This window comes from Olivibacter sp. CPCC 100613 (assembly GCF_036959255.1).
Classification (GTDB): domain Bacteria; phylum Bacteroidota; class Bacteroidia; order Sphingobacteriales; family Sphingobacteriaceae; genus Olivibacter.
Genome location: NZ_JAWMTI010000001.1, coordinates 21,926 through 43,161, shown reverse-complemented (window position 1 = coordinate 43,161; position 21,236 = coordinate 21,926). Strand labels below are relative to the sequence as shown.

The window sequence follows — 21,236 nt, the reverse complement described above, 5'->3', positions numbered from 1 at the left end:
CAAAGTTTAACAAAGAATTTGTAACAATTAAGTGGTAATTAAACGAAGCAAATGATTTGCAGTCTTAATTATACTAAAACGAACAGAACATTAATTCATCTGGATAGATGCCTCGAGTAGGCAAAAAAGAGCGTATCTAATTAGTCAATAACTCGGTTAGGTTAGGTCGCTCTTTTTTATCCACGCCAATTTATGATAAATGCGTCAGATACATTTAAGAACCTTTATTTGTCTAATCTTTTGTTTTTCATCCTGCCTGGCTTTTTCTCAGCACAAAATTATTGGTACCGTTGTCGATAGTACGAATGGCGATGGGCTTCAGGGGGCTCGAATTAGCTTGCTAAATGCAAAAGATTCGGTGTTCAAGCAAGCTGTTGCACAAGTGGGAGGGCATTTTGTGTTGGACCGGCTACCGAATGCAGCCTATACCCTCGTGCTGACTTATATCGGTTATAAGCAAAGTCGCCAGTCGGTGAAAATTGAGGATGAGGACCTAAATCTAAAGCTTTCTTTAAGTACTGCTTTTACCATGCTCGATGCAGTTAGCATTACAGTTGCTCCGCCACCCGTGATCGTTAAAGGAGATACGACCGAATTTAGTGCGGCGGCCTATAAAACAGAAGCCTATGCGGATGCGGATGCATTGGTTGCCCAAATTCCCGGCGTTGAAATTGATGCAGAAGGAAAAATTAAGGCACAAGGCGAAGATGTACAAAAAATAATCGTTGACGGGAAAGAATTCTTTAGTTCTGATCCAGCGGTCGCTTTAAAAACACTTCCGGCGGACGTAATCGATAAAATTCAATTGATTGACGAAAAAAGTGAACAATCAAAGCTAACGGGTTTTGACGATGGTAATAGACGTAAAATTATTAACATCGTAACAAAACCGGATAGAAGACACGGCTATTTCGGCCGTATGGCAGGTGCTATCGGTAATGAGGATCGCTACAATACGGGGGGCTTTCTCAATGCATTTGACGGTGATCGTCGTATTAGCGGTAATATTCTTTCCAACAACATCAATCAGGGAAGTTTTTCGAGCAATGAATTGGTCGGCGCCAGCAGCAGAGGTGGTCGGGGAGGTGATGGTGGGAGTGGAGGTGGCATCGGTCCGAACCATCGCATGGCTATCAATTATAATAATACTTGGTGGAAGGAAGTTGAATTCAATGCCGATTACCATTTTAACAATGCTGATAAAGAATTGATCCGAACGGCGAATAGGGAGGTTTTAATGACTGATGAGGCCAATCAGTTTAATCTATCATCACAGCAAACCAATCGGAATAATCAGGGCCATGCCGCGAGTGTCCGTGTTGTGTTTAAACGTGATTCTACGCAACGTTTAACCGTTAATCCCCGCATCAATTTCAGTAGCGGTAAAACAACCAATACCAACGATACGCGAACCTTAGATGCCCTCCAAGAATTGATCAACACATCAAATAGAGAGAATAGAGGAAATAACGATGCTTTTACAATAGGTGGTAGTATCGATTATGGTCTTCGATTAAATAACAAAGGGCGATCCGTCTCGGTTCATTTGGAAAATAATTACAACCGAAACACAAATGAAGCTTTCGCGCTTTCTTATAACATGTTCTACGAAGGGGGTGCAATGAACCGTTCAGACACCGTGAATAATCGAAACGATAGCCGTTCCACCAGCACACTTTGGAATACACGGCTTACTTATACCGAACCTTTCGGAGCGCATGCTCGTTTTATGGGAAATGTAAGTCATCGTACCAATAACAGTTATTCAGACCGTAGAATGTATGACTTTTTGCTGGAGACCGGACAGTACAGTGAATTAAATCGGGAGCTTTCTAATGAATTCAGAAATGATTACAAATTTTACGGAGCTGGTTTAAACTACCAATACAGCTCGGAAAGTTTTCTGTTTGATTTGGGGATCGATTATCAACAGGCTAAAATGGCGAATGATCGAATTTTTCCGGAAGTAACGAATGCATCGCATCAATTTATCAATTATTTGCCCAATGCGAACCTGATGTATCGGTTTTCACGCGATCGCCGTATTCGTTTTAATTACAATACTTCTACCAATCCACCCAATGTATTACAGTTACAAGATGTAATCAATAACCAAAATCCGTTGAATATCACCGGTGGAAATCCAAACCTAAAGCAAGAATTCCGACATACCTTTTCGTTAAATTATAACAGCGTAAATAGAGCGTCGGGTGCCAACTTCTCCGTTGGCATGAATGGTGAGCTTACGAATAATCGTATTGTGAATTCAACGATCATAGCGGCGGTTGATACCTTTATCCTGGATAATGTATTGTTAGGAAAGGGCGCACAGTTTACACGGCCCGTTAACGTAAATGGTTATTACAGTTTACGCGCCAATACTTCATTCGGAATCCCGATAGAAGCATTAAAGATCAATTTAAATGCGAACACCACCTTGCATCATAACCGCGATGTCGGTATATTGAACGAGCTCGTGACGCATACCAATACATTCGGTATCAATCAGCGTATCGGCATTAATAGCAACATTAGTCGGAAAATCATTTTTAGTCTTTCCTATAGTGGGAACTATAATATGGTGCGAAATAGTAGCAACAGCGATCTCAGCAATAATTCATACAATCAGCAAATCCGAAATGATATCACCTATATTTTTTGGAAGGGACTGCGTGTGGCGTCCAGTTTAAACTATCGCTACAATACCGGTCTAGCTGCCGGTTATGATCAAAGTTTCCTTTTATGGAACGCTTCCATCGGCAAAAAGCTATTTAAGAAGGAAGAAGCAGAGATAACACTTACTGCTTTCGATCTGCTTAACAGTAATACACAAATTACCCGGAATATTACGGAACGTTATATTGAGGATTCACAGTCCAATATACTGCAGCGGTATTTTCTGTTGAGCTTTACCTATAATCTGCGTCAATTTGGTGGACGCGGCATGCGACAGATGCGTTAGTTGAATCCCCCCATTAGAGCACCCGGCCGTCTTACTAATGAGATGGCCCTTCATTAGCGGTAAGTGGCCATCATGAAAATTTATCATAAACCAAAATTTAGATTCATGATGAGAAAATCCTTCTTAAAAAAAGCACTTCTTGTTGTATGCCTCTCCGGTATACTCTTGTCCTGTAAAAAGGAAACCTTCCATTCCGTAGATGCGGAAGGTAATACGAGCAGCGATATTGCACTCGCACCTTCCGAAAATGAATTTCGAGAAGGTCCAACACAGGAAGCTGTTGCAGCCCGGTTGGGGTTTCGAGGACAGCATAATGATATGCAGGCCACGGGGTTCTATGTCGCACCAGGTGATTCCATTACCGTTACTGTTACACCAACAGCTGGCACTTCATTACCCGTGCTGGCAGTTGGTACTCCCTTTCGAGATGCCATTAGGCCGGTGCGTACGTATCACAATTTGGTAGCTGGAACACAGACTTTGCCTGGCGACATGTATGGCGGGCTAATTTATATTCGTTATGTAACAGCAGGAACTCCGAGCGCTGCTGCGAAGGTGAAATTTGAAGCGGGATGCAAACCGGTTCCCTATTATAAAAAAGGAGTTACTACGCATCAACAATGGTTGGCAGCCTTGGATTCGATCGATAACGTACCAGATGTGGTGTTCGAATCAGATCGTACCGTGCTGGTTACCACGCTGACAGATGCGATTACTTATAAAGATGAAAATCAGGATCTGATAGTGAGTCGATTGGATTCCATCATTGAGTCGCAAGATGCAATAAGTGGTTTGGATAATTCTTCGGCAGATCACACAAAACCACCCTATAAACATTTAATTACAGTTCGTGATCGTGCTGCAGGCGGATATATGGCGGCCGGTATCGCTATCTATTTTACACAGAGTTTGAGCTATCGAATGTTGCAGCCGCAATACTTAAGTAATGTGAATGGTTGGGGCATTTGGCATGAAGTGGGACACACCTATCAGCAGGCTGCCTGGACCTGGGACGGCTTAACCGAAACGACGGTTAATGTCTATTCGATGGCTTCGGAACGCCTCTTTGCTTTGCCTGATAGTCGTATCACAATCAATAATAGTTGGCCAAAGCTAGACACATTTTTGGCGAAACCACTTGCCGAGCGCGATTACAATGCCGGTGATAACGACCTAAAACTGATTATGTTTCATCAGCTTTGGTTAGCTTTTGGTGATCAACTATACATACAGCTTAGTAGAAAAACACGTGAAGAAAAACCGACTTTATCAACGACAGCAGAAAAGATGCGTTATTTTATGTTGAGAGCATGTACCATCAGTGGAAAAGACTTAAGTGATTTTTTCCGTAAATGGGGATTTAATGTGAATGAATCGGTATATGATGAAATCGCTCATTTGAACTTACCAAGCCCCACAGAAGATCTGACCCTACTAAGGGATGAATAATAAGCGGACACACAAGGCATCTTAGCAGACTGCTGAGATGCCTTCATGTCGTTTCTATTCCTTCTCTACCGTTAAATTTTCGAGTAACGTCGATTATCCAACGACTGATAACGCGATTTAAGCGAACTACAACGTTTTCGTAAAATACACAATCGATTGCGTGTAACAAACCTATTGCAGATCAGTCTGCTTCTTTCTATTATTGCTTCTTACAACAGCTGTTAACCAATTTATAATTTATACTTCACGGAGAGCATATCTGTTTTTTTATCGGGTCAATAGGTTGTAATCCTCATTTGTTGATTCGGAACGCAATAGAAAAATGCACATGGATACGTTGATTCATCTTTCCGATCTGGCCTTGATCGATTTGATTCGAGCAGGGAATGATTTGGCCTTTAAGGAAATTTTTAAAAGATACAATCGCACACTTTTCGCGCATGCCTACAACAAATTGAGGGATCAAGAAGAAGCAAAAGATGTGGTACAGGATATCTTTTTAAAGCTTTGGAATTATAGTCAACAGGCAGATTTTGCACCGTTGAATTTGGCTTCCTATTTGCATACGGCGGTAAGAAACCGGGTATTTGATACCCTATCAAAAAGCAAGCATGCGAACGATTACCTAAACTCTCTCCAAACTTTCCTGGATGAAGGTTCGGAACGAACGGACGATCGAGTTCGTACACATCAGTTGCAAGAACATATCGATCGGGCAATTCTGTCGCTTCCGTCACGAATGCGTTTAGTCTTCGAAATGAGTCGCAAGGAGCATCTTTCCCACAAGGAAATTGCTCAACAGTTAAATATCTCGGATCAAACAGTTACGGATCAGATAAAAAAAGCCTTAAAGATTTTACGATCTAAATTGGGCATCCTAGTATACCTCTTATTTATTTTCAGCAAATAAAATCTTCGTATCCCCTTTCAAGGAGGTTCAACCGTCATATACAAAAATACTGTGGGTATAATGAGAAGAAAGCAACAGGCCGATCGACTTTTACGAAAATTTAGGAAGGGGCTATGTACCGAAGAAGAAAAGCAATTGCTGATGGATTGGTATGAAGCTTGGCATAACGAAGATATGCCCTTAGCGGAAGTGGATTTCGATTTAGCGGAACAGGAAATGTGGCAGACAATTGAAAAAAAATCGGCAAAGCGCATACGGTTAAACCCTTATTTAAAGTGGATGGTGGCTGCCGGTATAACCCTTGTTACTTTTCTCTTCTCGTACAAATATTATGTAACTCATTCCACCGATAAGCTTGAAAATCGACTGGTAGTGCACGATGTGCACCCCGGAGGAGATCGGGCAAGCTTGACTTTAGCGAACGGTTCGGAAATTGACTTGACCTCTTTAAAACCCGGTGAATCAATTGAACAGGATGGATTCTATATCTTGAAAAAGGAGAATGGCCAATTAGTATATACAGCTAAACCAATAAAAGAAAGTCGCGAAGATGCTACCGACATGGTGTTTAATGAAGTTCATACCCCCAAGGGCGGTCAATTTCAACTGCAACTGCCAGATGGTACCAAGGTATGGCTAAATGCCTCTTCTTCCATTAAATATCCACTTCATTTCGGTGAAGATGAACGAAGAGTGGAACTTGAAGGAGAAGCCTATTTTGAAGTAACGAAGCACAATCACTATAAGCCATTTATTGTTCAAACCAAACAACAGGAAGTCCTTGTGCTCGGTACACATTTCAATGTGAATGCTTATGAAAACGAACTAGCTACAAGGACGACATTAGTGGAAGGAAAGGTAAAAATCTTAACGAACAATCTTGCTTCATCGGTTGTACTTCAGCCGAACGAACAAAGTTCTTTACCCAAAAATGGAACCCGATTAGCCGTGCGTCAGATAAATCCTGCAGAAAGCATCGCATGGAAAGACGGCGAGTTTGTTTTTAATAATACTGACTTAAAGACGATCATGCGTCAGCTTGAACGATGGTATGACGTACGAGTGGTCGATCTTGACAAGTTCCCAAATAATACCTACAATGGTAAGATGAAACGTGCCGTTAATTTATCAAAAGTATTAAGGATTCTGGAATTGACCAGTGAGCTGAAATTTACTATTGAAGAAGGAAGCACCGCCGATAAAGGGAAACAAATACGACTCATTCAGTAAAATACGCATAAAGAGCTATTTGACAGGGGATGATGAGCGCTTGAAGCTGCGTCTGTAGTAGGGAATGCGGCCTTTGAAGTCAAAAAAATCCAAATTACATCCCCCCTGCTCATCCTTCACCCGTCTTCATTAATAAACTAACATATGAATAGACTTGAAAAAGAAGGGTTGTGTTGAATCATTCTCCATGCAATTAAATGCAAGTGGGTTTTGCTAAAGGAAAATACCCATTAATCTAACCGAACAAAATGAAATATGAATTTTAGAAAACTATTGAAAACGCGGAGCAAACCAAGTCATGTTATATATTGGGTATGTTTCATGCTATTATGTAGTTGGAAATTTGGCTACGCAGCTTATGCACAACAAATTTCGTTGAACCTAAAGAACGCCTCGTTAAAAGAAGTGATCGAAGCCCTTACAAAGCAAAGTGGTTACACCTTTTTTTACGATCAAAAGTATTTGGCTGCGGCCAAACCGGTCACTATTCAGGTAAAAAACCAGGCCTTAAAAGTCGTCATGCAGCAGATTTTCAACAATCAGCCTTTTGTGTATGCTATCGTAGAGGAGACAATTACCTTAAAACCCAAGCAGGGAATAGTTCAATCTAAGTCGGACATCATCCAGCTACAGAAGGTTGGCGGTGTTGTTGTCGATTCGTTAGGAAGTCCTATGGCAGGTGTATCGGTTCGGAAGAAAGGAACAAGTAAAGGTACGATGACAGATGCCGAAGGGAGATTCGTCCTTCAGGATATAAAAGAAGGTGAGCTATTGATCTTCTCCTACATTGGAAGCGTGGCACAAGAATTACCGGCAACAAAAGACTCAATGCGCGTCATCTTACGTCAGGAAAGTGACGTGTTGGATGAAGTGGTCGTAGTGGGATACGGATCACAAAAAAAATCCGATTTGACAGGAAGTATAGCGACAGTCTCAGCAAAAGAGTTGGAAAATGTGAATTCACCTAACATTGTAGATAAATTACAGGGAAAAGTAGCAGGTCTAACCATAAACACCGGTGATGCAAGTCCGGGAGCAACCGCGATGATGAACGTTCGTGGGCAAAATTCCATTACAGCCTCGAACGATCCGCTGATTATTTTGGATGGTATTCCTTTTAGTGGTTCCATGAGTGATATTTCGCCTAATACAATTGAAAATATCTCTGTGTTAAAAGACGCTTCTTCTACGGCCATATACGGTTCACGTGCCGCAAACGGCGTCATTCTGATCACTTCTAAAAAAGGGATATCCGGCGGGCCTAAAATAACCTACAATGGTTATTTCGGTATACAAAACGTAGCTAGGCGTTTACCATTGATGAATGGTGCCGAATACCTGCAATATATGCATGATTACCAAGTAGCGATGGGGCGTACGGGAGACGAGCTTAATCCTGAAAATTACCTCTTCGCCAATGTCTTGGAGCAGTCAAAAAAAGGCGTTGAAGTAGATTGGCAGGACCGTGTCTTCAATAGCAATGCACCAATGCAAGAGCATCAAGTTAGTTTTTCAGGTGGAAATGAAAACGCAACTTACTATGCTTCTGCTGCCTATCTTAATCAAGAGGGGGTGGTGAGAAATTCACCTTTTAAGCGATACAATGTGAATTTGAATCTCAACCAAAATTTGAGTTCATGGCTTAAACTCGGTTTGATGGCACAACTGATGCAGTCTGATAATAACGGTGTACAACCTTCCATCGATAATGCCGTCAAAATGAGTCCTTATGGAAAAGATCGTGAAGATAATGGGGATATTGCCATCTATCCGATGTATGCACAGACGCTTTATGCGCACCCATTTGCAGATGAAAATGGTATTTACAATCAAACCAAACGCTCCGTATACGCTAATTCTTTTTTAGACGTACAATTGCCTGTAGAAGGCCTAAACTTTAAGACCACTTTTGGGATTAATTATCGTAATACGGAAACCGGAAGTTATTATGGCTCAAACACCTTGGCCGGACAAGGAGTAAACGGCTATGGTGAAATCGAAGGGCAGAATGCTTATGATTGGACTTGGGAAAATCTCCTGACATATAATCGTAGTTTTGGTGACCATAAAATCAATGTAGTGGCTTTGTATAGCGCGCAGAAGTCGAATATTAAAGACAATCGGCTTTATGGCGAAAATTTTGTCACAGATAATGGGTATAATAACCTCGAATCAGCTTCAAATAATAAACAAATTGAATCGGGACTCATTAATACAGCGCTCTTATCCTACATGGGAAGGGTCAATTATGGATATAAAGATCGATACTTGTTAACCTTAACAGGACGTTCGGACGGCTACTCGGCCTTCGCCGAAGGCGATAAATGGGCTTTCTTTCCTTCTGTAGCAGGAGCTTGGGTTATTTCTTCTGAAGATTTTTTTACCAGTTCGCTGATTAATAACCTGAAACTGCGATTATCCTATGGGAAAAACGGTAATCAAGCCATCAGTGCCTATCAGACTTACGATCGGCTAACAAATATTCAATATTTATTTGGTGATGGCGGAATGGCGGTCAATGGCTTGGCCTTAGCCTTCGACGCGATTGGTAATAAAAATTTGAAATGGGAAACCACCGAATCATTAAATGCAGGACTTGATTTCGGCTTATTGAACAATCGGATCAATGGGAGCATCGATGTGTATAAAACGCGTACCTATGATCTACTGATGAGCAGGCAAGTTCCTGTGATGAACGGCTATAACACGATCGTTAGTAATATTGGAAAAACGAAAAACCTCGGAATTGAAATCAACTTGAATACACAAAACGTCGTGCAAGACGATTTTAAATGGAATTCCAATATCAATTTTGCTTATAATGACAATGAGATCGTCGAATTGACAGGTGATGGAAAAAGTAATCTTTCCAGTGGTTATATTATCGGTCAACCGATCCGCATCTTTTATGATTATAAAGTAATTGGTATTTGGCAGGAAAGTGATGATATTGCTAATTCCTGGCAGCCAAATGCAAAACCCGGAGATGCAAAACTGGCCGATTTAGACGGTGACGGAAAAATTACCGCGAACGATCGGACGGTGATGGGTACAAAAATCCCAAAATATACCCTGGGTTTCGGTAATGATTTTACCTATAAAAAATTTAATCTGTCTTTCTTTATGAACGGGGCATTTGGCGTGACCAAAGAAGACAATTTTACAAATGTAGAGCGTTTCATACCGGGCAGTGGAGCCAACTATCTTTCGGATATGGACTACTGGACACCCGATAATCCGAGTCAGGATGTACCATCTCCCGGCTATATACCGGTGAATACCCACAAGTATTATATTAATGCTGCGTTTTGGCGCATTAGGGATCTGACTTTAAGCTATACCTTCAGCGGAGAGCAACTGGATAAATTGCACATCGGCAGTATTCGCACGTTTATCAACGCGCGTAACTTATATACCTTCACCAAGGTAAAAGGATATAATCCAGAAGCTTTAAGTGTTAATACGGCAACCGGAAATCCAACAACAACAAATATTTTATCGCCTTATCCGGTCGCTCGCGTATTTTCTTTAGGTGTAAATGTTCAATTCTAAATTCAAGATGAAAGTAATACATAGACTAGTATATAGCGCATTGCTGCTCTCAGCAGCCAGCAGTTGCAAAAAGGATTTTCTCGATGAGGATACCAGTGGGTTTTTATCTCCTGATAATTCGTATACGACCACGGCAGGATTTGAAGCTGGATTAAATGGTCTGTATGCCTATGCCCGGTTAGAGTTTCAAACCTGGAATAATGATTTGTTTTCGCAAGGTGCGACACCGCAGGAAGCATTGCAAGTAGGAACTGATATTGTAACGACCAAATCCAATGGACCTGACGGTTCGCTGATTCCTTTTGCACAGTATACGCTCGACAATGCCTCCAGTTATGTGCGCAATTATTGGAGGTTTGCTTACGGTTTAATAGGTAATGCCAACAGTATTATCTATGCATTGGATCATCACGACATTGTATGGGACGACCCGGCGAATGACCCCAATCGTGTACGCGCTACCGCTCTGTTTTTTCGAGCGTATGGTTATCGTTACCTCATCAACTTATATGGGGATGTACCGTGGGTAGAGGAGATTTCATCCGATCCTCGAACAGATTTTACACGTACCCCTCGTGCTGAAGTGGTGCAACACATGATAGACGATTTGAAATATGCATCGGCTAATTTACCGGAGAATCCAGACGCGATTGAAGACGGCAAGCTTACGAAGTGGGCAGCATTGCATTATCTCGCAGAAGATTATTTAGTAGCCCGGAAACCCGATTCAGCGATCATTGCAGCCAAACAGGTTGTGGAATCGGGGTACTATACGCTGAATAGAGAGCGATTTGGTGCGGAGAAAGATCAAGGAGGAGACGTTTTCCATGATCTATTTATCGAACATAACCAAAATAGAAAGTCGGGTAATCGGGAAACCATATGGGCAATTCAACTGGAGTATAATACACAAGGTGGAGGCGACTTGTATACGGACTGGAGCAAAAGAGCATGGGTACCCTTTTATGCCAACGTAGGAGGTTTTACCTTGGCTGACTCGCTAGGTGGACGTGGCCTTGGACAAATTCGACCTTTCGATTGGTGGCTCAACAGCTACGAAACAACTGACATCCGTAATTCGGAGTATAATATAAAACGGAATTGGTATTACAATGATCCTACTTCTGCTTTATATGGTCAAAAAGTTACGATTACTCAACAAATGATCAATTCAGGAAATTTATTTCCTACCACGACAAAATTCTTTTATGGTAAAACTGCAGATAACCCGGCTTTTGAGGGAAACATGAAAGATCGAGTAAAAATACGGTTAGCAGAGACCTACCTATTATTGGCAGAAGCCTATCTGCAACAGAACAATCTGCCGGCAGCGGCACAAGCTGTTAACGAAGTTCGAAGTCGGGCGAATGCCAGTATTGTTTCCCCCTCAGCAATGAATGTTGATTACCTGCTAGATGAAAGAGCTCGCGAACTAATTGGTGAGGAAATGCGCAGAATAACACTTTCCCGATTCGGGCAACAGGTTTTCCTTGATCGTGTAAGGACTTTAAATGAGCAATCCAGATCGCTTATTCAAGATTATCACGTTCTTTGGCCTATTCCGCAGGAAGTAATAGATGCGAACAGTGGAGCCGAATTTCCGCAAAACCCGGGCTATAATTAAACCAATAAAAAAGTATTAATCGTTCGGTGCGAATTGGTATAAATGATTTGCAGAGCAAGTTATTTATACCCAGGCGTTACGTGAAACATTAGACTTATTGGCTCATAGCGAAAAGGTTGTCGTAATCTGCGCAACCGATTGATTTAGCCTGTCAGTTGTTTAAGCAAAGATTCCTGTTTATCTTGTGAAGAAAGAATTAATCACATTAAAAATCTAAAAATTATTCAAAAGAAGGGAATACCACGATACATACATCGGTGTTCATATACAAATGCATATGCAGCAATTTTTTAAATACGTTTCCATTGGAATCTGTTGTACCATTATCTTTGGGTATTTCACTGTTCAGGCACAGGGTGGTAGACAAGTGATTCCTTTCAACGATCACTGGCAATTTAAAAAAGGTGCCGCTGATTACAGCAAAGAAATTGATTTTACGAGCGCCGATTGGGAATACATTACTGTTCCGCATACTTATAATCGAACGGATATGCAGCTTGACAAAAACTTTTATGCCGGAGATGCTTTTTATCGGAAGGCGTTTAAACCCGACCCTGCATGGAAGGAAAAACGAGTCTTCCTGCGGTTCGAAGGCGTGGGCTCGGTTGCAACAATTTATATGAACGGCAAATACCTTTGTACACATAAAGGAAGCTATGCAGCTTTTGCTTTTGAAATCACCAATTCAATCGATTGGAAGGAAGAGAATATCTTACTGGTAAAAACAAATAACGAAGCAAGAAAGGATGTATTGCCCATAAACCAGTTCTTATTTCCGATATACGGAGGTATTTACCGACCTGTTAGCATGATCATTACAAATCAGGTCAATATCAGTACAACGGATTATGCTTCACCCGGCATCTATATCCGTCAAAAAAACGTTTCGGCTGAGCAGGCGGACATTGTGGTAGAAGCCAAATTGGAGAATAGGAAAAAAACACTGAAAAACATTACGGTGCAAACGACGGTGAAGGATGCAAACGGCAGACAGGTTTTACAGACAAAGAAAGAAGTAGCAGTAAGTCCACAAGGGATGACAGTCGTAGAACAGCCTTTCTCCATTCAAAGACCACACTTGTGGAAAGGAGTAAAAGATCCCTATTGCTATACCTTAACAACCAGTCTATTAGCCGATGGAGAGGAGCTAGATGCAGTTAAGCAGCCATTAGGTATAAGGTATTTTGAGCTGAGAGCTGGTGAAGGGGTGTTCTTAAATGGAGAAAAATATCCCATGTATGGTGTTACCAGGCATCAGGATCGCTGGGAACATGGCAATGCATTAAGTCATGAACAACACCTGGAGGATATGAACTTGATCAAGGAAATGGGGGCTACGACAATTCGTTTGGCGCATTACCAGCAGGCAGAAGATATGTACGCTTTGGCGGATAGTATAGGATTTCTCATCTGGGCGGAGATTCCTTTTGTCAACAGCACTTCCCTGACCGAGGGGGAGAATGCCAAGCAGCAAATGACAGAACTCATTCGCCAAAACAGAAACCACCCCTCTATTTATATTTGGGGAATGCATAATGAAGTTTATTCAAAAACAAGGGACGAACATGTGCCGGTTTTAACAAGGGAACTGAACGATATCGCCAAAACGAACGATCCCGATCGGCCTACTGCAGCTGTAAGCGGTTATGGCGAAATGGGAAGACCTGCAAATTTGGCGGGCGATGTGCAAGGGATGAATCGTTATTATGGCTGGTATGAAGGGGAAATTGGCGATTTGGAATCATGGGCAAGCGGATTGGAAAAGGAGTATCCACAATATAAAGTGATGTTGACGGAGTATGGCGCTGACGGAAACATAGATCAATCTTCGGAAATACTGCCTTCGGCAAAAGATATCAATCCGGTAAGCGGTGAATTCTTCCCTGAAAACTATCAAACAGAAACGCATATAAAACAATGGGCAATTATCGAAAAACATCCTTATATTTTAGCTTCTTATCTATGGAATGCCTTTGAATTTGCAGTACCTATGTGGAATCGCGGAGGCGTCAATGCACGTAATCTAAAAGGACTTATCACCTTTGATCGGAAGCGAAAAAAAGATAGCTTTTATTGGTACAAGGCCAATTGGAATCCGGAGCCAATGATTTATATTGCTAATAGAAGAGATAATAAACGTAAAGAGGAAATTACCCATATACAAGTCTTTTCTAATCTAACAAAAATTTCGCTTTCCGTGAATGGACAATATTATGTAGGAAAACAAGGGGTAAATAAACAACATTGGCTGTTCGACAAAGTGAAATTACAAAAAGGTATGAATGAAATAGAAGCAATAGGTGAAAGCAGGGAGAAAATTCTAAAAGATGCGATCGTGTGGGATTTGGTTGATTAGCCAATGTAATAATTAGCCGATTAGCTAATTATAATTTGTAACAACCGAAGGAGGTGTGAACGGCTGATAACCGATTTCTGATAGCTGATAATAACTTACAACGATATGATAAACCGACTTTTAACTTGGATTGTGCTTTTAGCGCTAACGCTTCCCGGTTACGGACAACAGCATTGTCCGATTATTCCCGCACCGCTAAAAGCGAATCTTCAGGCGGGAGCATTTATCTTGGATATGAATACACCTTTGTTGGTGGAAGATCCTGCATTAGCGGATGTCGCTTCTTATTTGCAACAGGAGTTGCTGCGTTTGAAGCTTTTGCCTTTAGCTACAAGTCGCAAAAAAATGTCAAATACTGCTGCCATTCATTTAAGATTGGCTGAAAAGAAAAACAATGCGGAAGAAGCTTATCGCTTAATGATTACCGAGCGAGGTATCTCCATTGAAGCTGGCTCGGTGGCTGGAGTCTTTAATGCAGCTTCCAGTTTAATGCAGCTGGTTGCTAATATCGATGTAAATAGGAATAAGATTTTAATCCCGGCTTGGCAAATCGAAGATGAACCTGCATATCCCTGGCGTGGATTGATGTTGGATGAATCACGTTTCTTTATTGGCAAAGAAAAGGTGATGGATTTAATCGACTGGATGGCCTTTTATAAATTAAATAAGCTGCATTGGCATCTAACGGATGAACCTGCTTGGCGACTGGAAATCAAAAAATATCCTAAACTAGCGCTGATCGGAGGGATTGGTGATCACAATAATCCGCTGAAACCGGCGGCTTATTATACACAAAGAGAGATTGCGGAGGTAATTGACTACGCTAGTAAGCGGAATATTCAGGTGATTCCGGAAATTGATATGCCTGGGCATGCTACCGCTGCCAATAGAGCTTATCCGAAATATAGTGGTGGTGGTAGCGATCAGCATCCCGATTTTACCTTTGATCCGGGAAAAGAAGAGACCTATGCCTATTTATCAGCGATCCTTCGTGAAACAAAGGCCTTATTTCCGGTCGATATGCTGCATCTCGGAGGTGATGAAGTGAGTTTCGGATCGGATAAATGGATGCAAAATGAAGGGATTAAGAAAATGATGAATCAGCATCATCTACAGAACCTAAAAGATGTGGAACGCTATTTTATGGAACGGATGGCCGATTCCGTTTACCAGCTTCAGGCAAAATTATTGGTATGGGATGAAATGGCTGATATTAATTTACCAAAGGATCGTACCATTATATGTTGGTGGCGGCATGATAAACCGGAACAATTGCAAAAATCACTGGATAAAGGCTATCAAACGATTCTTTGCCCACGCTTACCCTTTTATTTTGATTTTGTGCAAGACAGCAGCCATCGTGCGGGAAGAAAATGGGGAAAGTTATACAGCTCCCTCAGGGATGTTTATACATTTTCTGCAGACAGTCTTGTTTCAAATGCAGAACAAAGAAAACTGATCTTAGGTTTACAAGCGAACCTTTGGACTGAGACCGTTACCAATTTAAATCGAGTGGATTATCTGCTTTTCCCACGCTTGGCCGGTTTAGCAGAAGCTGCTTGGAGTAGTAGGGAGGTAAAAAACTACCGCTCTTTTGAGGAGCGTTTAAAAGAACATCTCCAGCTATACCGAAAACAAGAGCTCTATTTTTACAACCCGTTTCAGCCAGATGAGATCCCGGAACCGGTTTATTTTAAGAAAGACCGTAAAGACTTAAACGCGAAGGAGAATTAATAATTAGCCAATTTTACAATTAGCCAATTAGCAAATGATCACATTGGCTAATTAGAAATCGATCATGAAAAAACGAACATACATCACTTTATTTCTGTTTATAGGAACGTTTCGTGTCTTAATGGCACAATTTCCCGGTGCGGTTGAAAAAAGATCCTCGATAGCGCTAGAACACGGCGCACATCGTTTAGGTAAACGGACCGACGCTCAAATGGAAATGTGGAGAAATTATGGATTGGGCCAATTTATACATTGGGGGCTTTATGCCATTCCCGGCGGACATTGGAATGGCAAGTATTATGCCGGTGCTGCCGAATGGATTCGTTCTTGGAAAGAGATGCCAAAAGATGCCTATGATCATCTTTACAAGCAATTTAATCCCAAACAATTTGATGCGAAGGCTTGGGCGGCACAAGCGAAAGATATGGGCGCTCGTTATGTCATTATCACCACAAAGCATCATGATGGTTTCTGCCTTTGGCCAAGTCAGTACACCGATTATACGATTGCCCATTCACCTTATAAAAAAGACGCGCTGAAAGAGATTGTAGCGGCTTATGATGCCGTAGGGATCGATGTGTACCTCTATTTTTCAATCATCGATTGGCATCATAAAGGCTATCGTTCGGATGTGCCGAAAACGCCGGAGGAAAAACAGGCGTATGAAGACTTTAAGAAATTTACTGCTAACCAGTTGAAAGAGTTGTTAAGCAATTATCCCAGTACGAAAGGTTTATGGTTTGACGGAAGCTGGGATAAAGCATGGGTTGAACAGGCTGCCTTTGCAGATAGTTTGGAAGCTGAGCTTCGCGCAATGCGTCCCGGCCTGATTATCGGAAGCCGTTTTCGGGCCGATGAATTTGGTAGAAGACATTTCGATAGCAATGGTGATTTGATGGGAGATTATGAACAAGGTTGGGAACGTAAGCTGCCTGCCACCATTGAAGATGTACATGGTAATGACTGGGACTGTGTAATGACCGTGCCCGAAAATCAATGGGGTTACCATTCGGAATGGAGAGGTCATGTGAAGACCAGTACGGAGTTGATAGAGATGATGGCTAAGTCAGTATCTCTTGACGGAAATTTCGTGCTCAATTTCGGCCCGGATGGGCAGGGGGCAATCCGGGTCGAAGAAACAAAGCTGGCCAAAGAAATTGGGGAATGGATGAAGGTGAATCACGAAGCTATCTATGATTGTGGTTATGCTGACTTGGAAAAACAAGACTGGGGGTATATTACGAGGAGTAGAAAATCAGGTAAATATTACCTGATTATTTTCAATACACCCGTTTCCGGCGCGTTAAGGATCAAAGTGGCTTCAGGTGCGGGTATCGCAAAACTTTATGATCTTGCGAATAAAACGACGACTTACAATCCGGAGGAAATACATCGCAGTAAAGTGGAAGGGGACGAATATTTTATTTACCTGAAAGAGCGTCTGACTGAGCCAAAAGTTATTGTATTAGAAACGAATGAAAAAGAGCAAGATAGTGATGTATTATATGAAAAGGCGAAAACATAGTTGCTAGCACTTATCAATAAACTCGCTGTATTATTTTCTTGTCCTAGGTTAAGTTTTTTGAACAATGAGATGCCGACTTTTGTATCATAAGATAACAGAAAGGACAAAAACATGAGCAATCAAATAAAAGGCATACATCACATCACTGCAATCGCAGGCAATGCAAAAAAGAATTATGATTTTTATACACGGGTATTAGGTTTAAGACTCGTAAAGAAAACGGTGAACTTCGATGACCCTGAAACGTATCACTTTTATTATGGAGATAAAGTTGGTACGCCAGGTAGTATTTTAACCTTTTTTCCTTGGGGTGGAATTTCGGCTGGAAGACGCGGGACACGTCAGGTGACCGAAATCGGTTATGCCGTGCCTGAAGGGAGTTTGGATTTCTGGATGAAACGTTTCGACGCCAATAATGTAACTTATAACAAGGTGGCCGAAAAATTCGGTGAACAATATCTTACCTTTTTAGATCCTGATGGGCTCAAGTTTGAATTGACCGTTCCGAAGAAGGAGGATACACGCCAGCCTTGGACTACAGATGAGGTGAGCGGATTCGTAGCGACAAAAGGCTTTCACCATATTACAATCACAACGAATAAAGCCGAAGCTACTGCAAATGTGCTAACAACTATATTGGGCTATCATTTAGCCGAGCAGCATGTTAACCGTTTTCGTTTCATTACCGATCATGCTGCACAAGCCAATATTGTCGATTTGGTTGAAGCACCGGGTGAAAGTGCTGGACACGTGGCTGGAGGTTCAGTGCATCATGTGGCGTTCCGTGTAGAAAATGAGGAAGTGTTAATGTATTACCGTCAGAAAGTGCTGGAAGCTGGTTTACAGATTACAGAAAAGATAGATAGAAATTATTTCTATTCACTCTATTTCCGGGAACCAGGAGGTGTACTTTTTGAGATCGCAACAGACAATCCGGGCTTTGCCACGGATGAAACAGTGGAAGATTTAGGTAAAGGATTGAAATTGCCTTCACAATATGAACCCTATCGGGAACAATTGGAAAAAGTGCTTCCTTCTTTGGTATAAGCTGAGGAAGGTATTGGGTTTAGGGTATAAGGTGTACGCTTTAAACTCCTGTAACCGCCGCTGCCCGTGCTACGGCTAAATTCATAACTCATCGTTCAAAACTCATCATTTAATAACATGTACACACACGATAAACAATTTATAAAGGCAGGAAAGCCGTTCAATGAAACGGATAAAGCGATTGTTTTGATTCACGGCCGGGGCGGGCATGCGGAGGATATGATATCACTTGGTCGCTTTTTGAAGCTGGGGAATATGGCAATTTATGCCCCTCAAGCTACTAATAATAGCTGGTATCCCTACAGCTTTATGGCTTCTGAACAAGATAATCAGCCCGCGCTCGATTCGGCAATAGCCACCATTGGAGAAGCCGTAGAAGAGCTTAAAGCAAATGGTATTCAAGAGGAGCAGATTTATTTTCTCGGTTTTTCGCAGGGAGCTTGTTTAACCCTTGAATATACAGCAAGGCATGCGAAGAAGTATGGCGGTATTATCGCTTTTACCGGTGGTTTGATTGGAGAGCAATTGATTCGGCAACGTTATCAAGGAGATTTTCAAAATACGCCTGTTCTAATCACAAGCAGTGATCCTGATCCGCACGTACCTGTTTCACGTGTAACAGAAACTGTTAGTCTTTTAGAAGAACTTGGTGGACAGATAACCTTGCAGCTCTATAAAAACAAAGCGCATAGTATTTCAAGAGAAGAGCTTGATTTGGCAAATAGATTGCTTTAAGAAAACGCCTAAGAAGACAATAACAAATTGGTTATAAACGCAATCGATTGCGTTTATAACCAATTTGTTATTGTCGTTTTTATCGCTTAACATTGATTTCATATTTAGTTCGTTAATAGCGAGGCTGACCAATAAAACCGAGAACTAAGGGACAATTACAGCGTAAAGGAGAAGTACTTTTTAACCGGGTATACTATGAATAGGATGTCACCTGATGAAGTAAAAGAATGGTTTGATCTATATTATGCTAGATTATGCACTTTTGCTTTTCGTTTAGTAAATTGTCGTGAAACAGCACGTGATTTAGCACAAGATGCTTTCGTTGTCTTAATGGAGAACGGACTGCGTATAGCAGGTGGCAACGATGTTATAAAGAGCTATCTTTACAGCACAGTAAAACATGCAGCCTTAAATCGTGTAAGACATCAGCAGATTGTTACGCGCGTTCACGAGCAATATCCCTTGGATGAAATGGAGGAGGCGAAAGTGTTGCAAGCAATGGTAAGGGCGGAGGTTGTTGGTGAGTTATTGGCGGCTCTTAATACCTTACCGGAAGGCTGTGCTACTATCTGCAAAATGGGGTATCTGGAAGGTATGAAAAACTTCGAAATAGCAGAAGCATTGAATATTAGCATCAACACAGTGAAAACGCAAAAGCAACGTGCACTCATGTTATTGAGAGATAAATTGTCGCCGCAGGCTCTATCGGTAATCCTCTATTTGTTTTTAAATAATTGATCTGATAAACAGTTATTTATCGCTCATTTTTCTTTTTTTTAAAAATCTTTTCACCCCTTTTTACTATTCAGGTTCCTTAGAAAGAAAGAAGCCTAGCAGGTTTATGAGTAAGGAACAATTTGCGCTGGCAAAGCTCATCGCCAAATATCTACAGAAGACACTCAGTGTGGAAGAAGAAACTGCTTTGTCCAATTGGGCCAAAGAGGATGAGCATGTAGCGGCTTTGCTGCAACAATACAAGGAAAGTGAGATACTTGCCGAAGATATCGCCGTGATCGAAAGCATCCATAAGGAATCGGACTGGGATCAGGTGATGCGAAAGTTTGCGGCCGTTACCACGGAGCGAAAATCAATCAGCTGGCTCAGGCAAAGATGGTTACGGGTTGCCGCCATTTTATTGTTGTTTTGCGGCGTAGCGTGGTGGCAGATTAAAACCAATCAGTCGGAAAGAATCGTTCCTGACCATCGTTTTGGATATCATAATGATGTACTTCCGGCAAGTAAAAAAGCAACATTGACTTTTTCCAATGGGAAAATGGTTATGCTTAGAAGTGATTCCCTCCATTTTCAAAATGACAAAACTTGGTTGGGGGATAAAGTAATTTCACCTACCGAATATGAAAATCAAAAAATAGCACTAAGCCTCAATCAAATTCATGTCCCAAAAGGGGGGACTTTTCAAATGACTTTGCCTGATGGGACAGATGTGTGGTTAAATGCCGAAACGACGCTGGCGTTTCCACAGAAGTTTAAAGAGACGGAGCGAACCGTACGATTAATTGCGGGTGAAGCCTACTTCGAGGTGGCTCCAAAAAAGCAATCTCCTTTCTTCGTGGAATTAGGGAACATGCGTGTAGAGGCTTTAGGCACGGCTTTCAATATCAATGTACAGTCGGATAAACGTATAAAAGCTATTCTGACAGCAGGAAGGATCAGTGTACAGAATGGGCAAGAGCAAAAAACGATCGAACCGGGTTATGCCGTTTGTCTCATGGAAGGAAAACTTGTGGTTCAACAAGCGGATGTAGAAGAGGCACTTTCGTGGAAGGAAGGCTATTTCTATTTCAAGGGTAAAAACTTAAACGAAATATTAGAGGAAGTGGCAAGGTGGTATGATGTGGATGTAGAATATCAAAGCGATATCACAAAAAAAAGATATGAAGGAGGCATCAAACGGGATGTTACTTTGGGTAATGTCTGTAAGATGTTAAGCGATTTAAGCGGTCATCAGTTTGTGATTGATGGTAGAAAACTAATTGTAACCTAACCTGAAAGGAGCGCCTATGCATTAGATTGACAGCACCATAAGTATGCAAAAAAACCGGAAGTACTGGCATACCTCCGGGAATACAATAAGGCATACGTGATTCGTGT

At 41.6% G+C, this 21,236-nt stretch carries 13 protein-coding genes; all 13 read left to right on the top strand.

Translation table 11 applies throughout. The features are described 5' to 3' along the window. Positions 1-199 precede the first annotated feature (199 nt). The gene (locus tag RYH73_RS00130) at positions 200-2,962 is read left to right on the top strand and encodes a TonB-dependent receptor domain-containing protein (RefSeq protein WP_335311214.1); all 2,763 of its coding nucleotides are present in this window, start codon (positions 200-202) and stop codon (positions 2,960-2,962) included. Between the two features lie 105 nt (positions 2,963-3,067). Continuing rightward, complete coding sequence (locus RYH73_RS00125) at positions 3,068-4,411, top strand: M60 family metallopeptidase (RefSeq protein WP_335311213.1); 1,344 nt, start codon at positions 3,068-3,070, stop codon at positions 4,409-4,411. Between the two features lie 328 nt (positions 4,412-4,739). Beyond that, a complete protein-coding gene (locus tag RYH73_RS00120; RefSeq protein WP_335311212.1) occupies positions 4,740-5,321 on the top strand; it encodes an RNA polymerase sigma factor in 582 nt (193 codons plus the stop codon). A 60-nt stretch (positions 5,322-5,381) separates the two neighbouring features. Then, positions 5,382-6,551 carry a FecR family protein gene (locus RYH73_RS00115; protein WP_335311211.1) on the top strand — a complete coding sequence of 390 codons (1,170 nt, stop codon included), beginning with the start codon at positions 5,382-5,384 and terminating at the stop codon, positions 6,549-6,551. A gap of 255 nt (positions 6,552-6,806) precedes the next feature. After that, positions 6,807-10,103: a TonB-dependent receptor gene (locus RYH73_RS00110; protein ID WP_335311210.1), complete on the top strand. Its 3,297-nt coding sequence runs from the start codon at positions 6,807-6,809 to the stop codon at positions 10,101-10,103. 7 nt (positions 10,104-10,110) lie between these two features. Next, on the top strand, positions 10,111-11,727 hold the full coding sequence (locus RYH73_RS00105) for a RagB/SusD family nutrient uptake outer membrane protein (protein WP_335311209.1): 1,617 nt from the start codon (positions 10,111-10,113) through the stop codon (positions 11,725-11,727). Between the two features lie 277 nt (positions 11,728-12,004). Then, complete coding sequence (locus RYH73_RS00100) at positions 12,005-14,083, top strand: glycoside hydrolase family 2 protein (protein ID WP_335311208.1); 2,079 nt, start codon at positions 12,005-12,007, stop codon at positions 14,081-14,083. A 105-nt stretch (positions 14,084-14,188) separates the two neighbouring features. Continuing rightward, positions 14,189-15,817, top strand: a complete 1,629-nt coding sequence (locus RYH73_RS00095; protein ID WP_335311207.1) for a beta-N-acetylhexosaminidase — start codon at positions 14,189-14,191, stop codon at positions 15,815-15,817. A gap of 64 nt (positions 15,818-15,881) precedes the next feature. Beyond that, entirely contained in the window at positions 15,882-17,342 is a 1,461-nt protein-coding gene (locus RYH73_RS00090; RefSeq protein WP_335311206.1) for an alpha-L-fucosidase, read from the top strand. Positions 17,343-17,453: 111 nt separating this feature from the next. Continuing rightward, the gene (locus tag RYH73_RS00085) at positions 17,454-18,389 is read left to right on the top strand and encodes a ring-cleaving dioxygenase (RefSeq protein ID WP_335311205.1); all 936 of its coding nucleotides are present in this window, start codon (positions 17,454-17,456) and stop codon (positions 18,387-18,389) included. A gap of 117 nt (positions 18,390-18,506) precedes the next feature. Then, entirely contained in the window at positions 18,507-19,124 is a 618-nt protein-coding gene (locus tag RYH73_RS00080) for an alpha/beta hydrolase (protein ID WP_335311204.1), read from the top strand. 195 nt (positions 19,125-19,319) lie between these two features. After that, positions 19,320-19,862 carry an RNA polymerase sigma-70 factor gene (locus tag RYH73_RS00075; RefSeq protein ID WP_335311203.1) on the top strand — a complete coding sequence of 181 codons (543 nt, stop codon included), beginning with the start codon at positions 19,320-19,322 and terminating at the stop codon, positions 19,860-19,862. 103 nt (positions 19,863-19,965) lie between these two features. Then, complete coding sequence (locus RYH73_RS00070; RefSeq protein WP_335311202.1) at positions 19,966-21,129, top strand: FecR family protein; 1,164 nt, start codon at positions 19,966-19,968, stop codon at positions 21,127-21,129. The last annotated feature ends 107 nt before the right edge of the window (positions 21,130-21,236 follow it).

Excerpts from the sequence above, each read along its gene's own strand:
- RYH73_RS00130 (WP_335311214.1), top strand. The coding sequence starts at position 200 with ATGCGTCAGATACATTTAAGAACCTTTATTTGTCTAATCTTTTGTTTT.
- RYH73_RS00125 (WP_335311213.1), top strand. The coding sequence starts at position 3,068 with ATGATGAGAAAATCCTTCTTAAAAAAAGCACTTCTTGTTGTATGCCTC.
- RYH73_RS00120 (WP_335311212.1), top strand. The coding sequence starts at position 4,740 with ATGGATACGTTGATTCATCTTTCCGATCTGGCCTTGATCGATTTGATT.
- RYH73_RS00115 (WP_335311211.1), top strand. The coding sequence starts at position 5,382 with ATGAGAAGAAAGCAACAGGCCGATCGACTTTTACGAAAATTTAGGAAG.
- RYH73_RS00110 (WP_335311210.1), top strand. The coding sequence starts at position 6,807 with ATGAATTTTAGAAAACTATTGAAAACGCGGAGCAAACCAAGTCATGTT.
- RYH73_RS00105 (WP_335311209.1), top strand. The coding sequence starts at position 10,111 with ATGAAAGTAATACATAGACTAGTATATAGCGCATTGCTGCTCTCAGCA.
- RYH73_RS00100 (WP_335311208.1), top strand. The coding sequence starts at position 12,005 with ATGCAGCAATTTTTTAAATACGTTTCCATTGGAATCTGTTGTACCATT.
- RYH73_RS00095 (WP_335311207.1), top strand. The coding sequence starts at position 14,189 with ATGATAAACCGACTTTTAACTTGGATTGTGCTTTTAGCGCTAACGCTT.
- RYH73_RS00090 (WP_335311206.1), top strand. The coding sequence starts at position 15,882 with ATGAAAAAACGAACATACATCACTTTATTTCTGTTTATAGGAACGTTT.
- RYH73_RS00085 (WP_335311205.1), top strand. The coding sequence starts at position 17,454 with ATGAGCAATCAAATAAAAGGCATACATCACATCACTGCAATCGCAGGC.
- RYH73_RS00080 (WP_335311204.1), top strand. The coding sequence starts at position 18,507 with ATGTACACACACGATAAACAATTTATAAAGGCAGGAAAGCCGTTCAAT.
- RYH73_RS00075 (WP_335311203.1), top strand. The coding sequence starts at position 19,320 with ATGAATAGGATGTCACCTGATGAAGTAAAAGAATGGTTTGATCTATAT.
- RYH73_RS00070 (WP_335311202.1), top strand. The coding sequence starts at position 19,966 with ATGAGTAAGGAACAATTTGCGCTGGCAAAGCTCATCGCCAAATATCTA.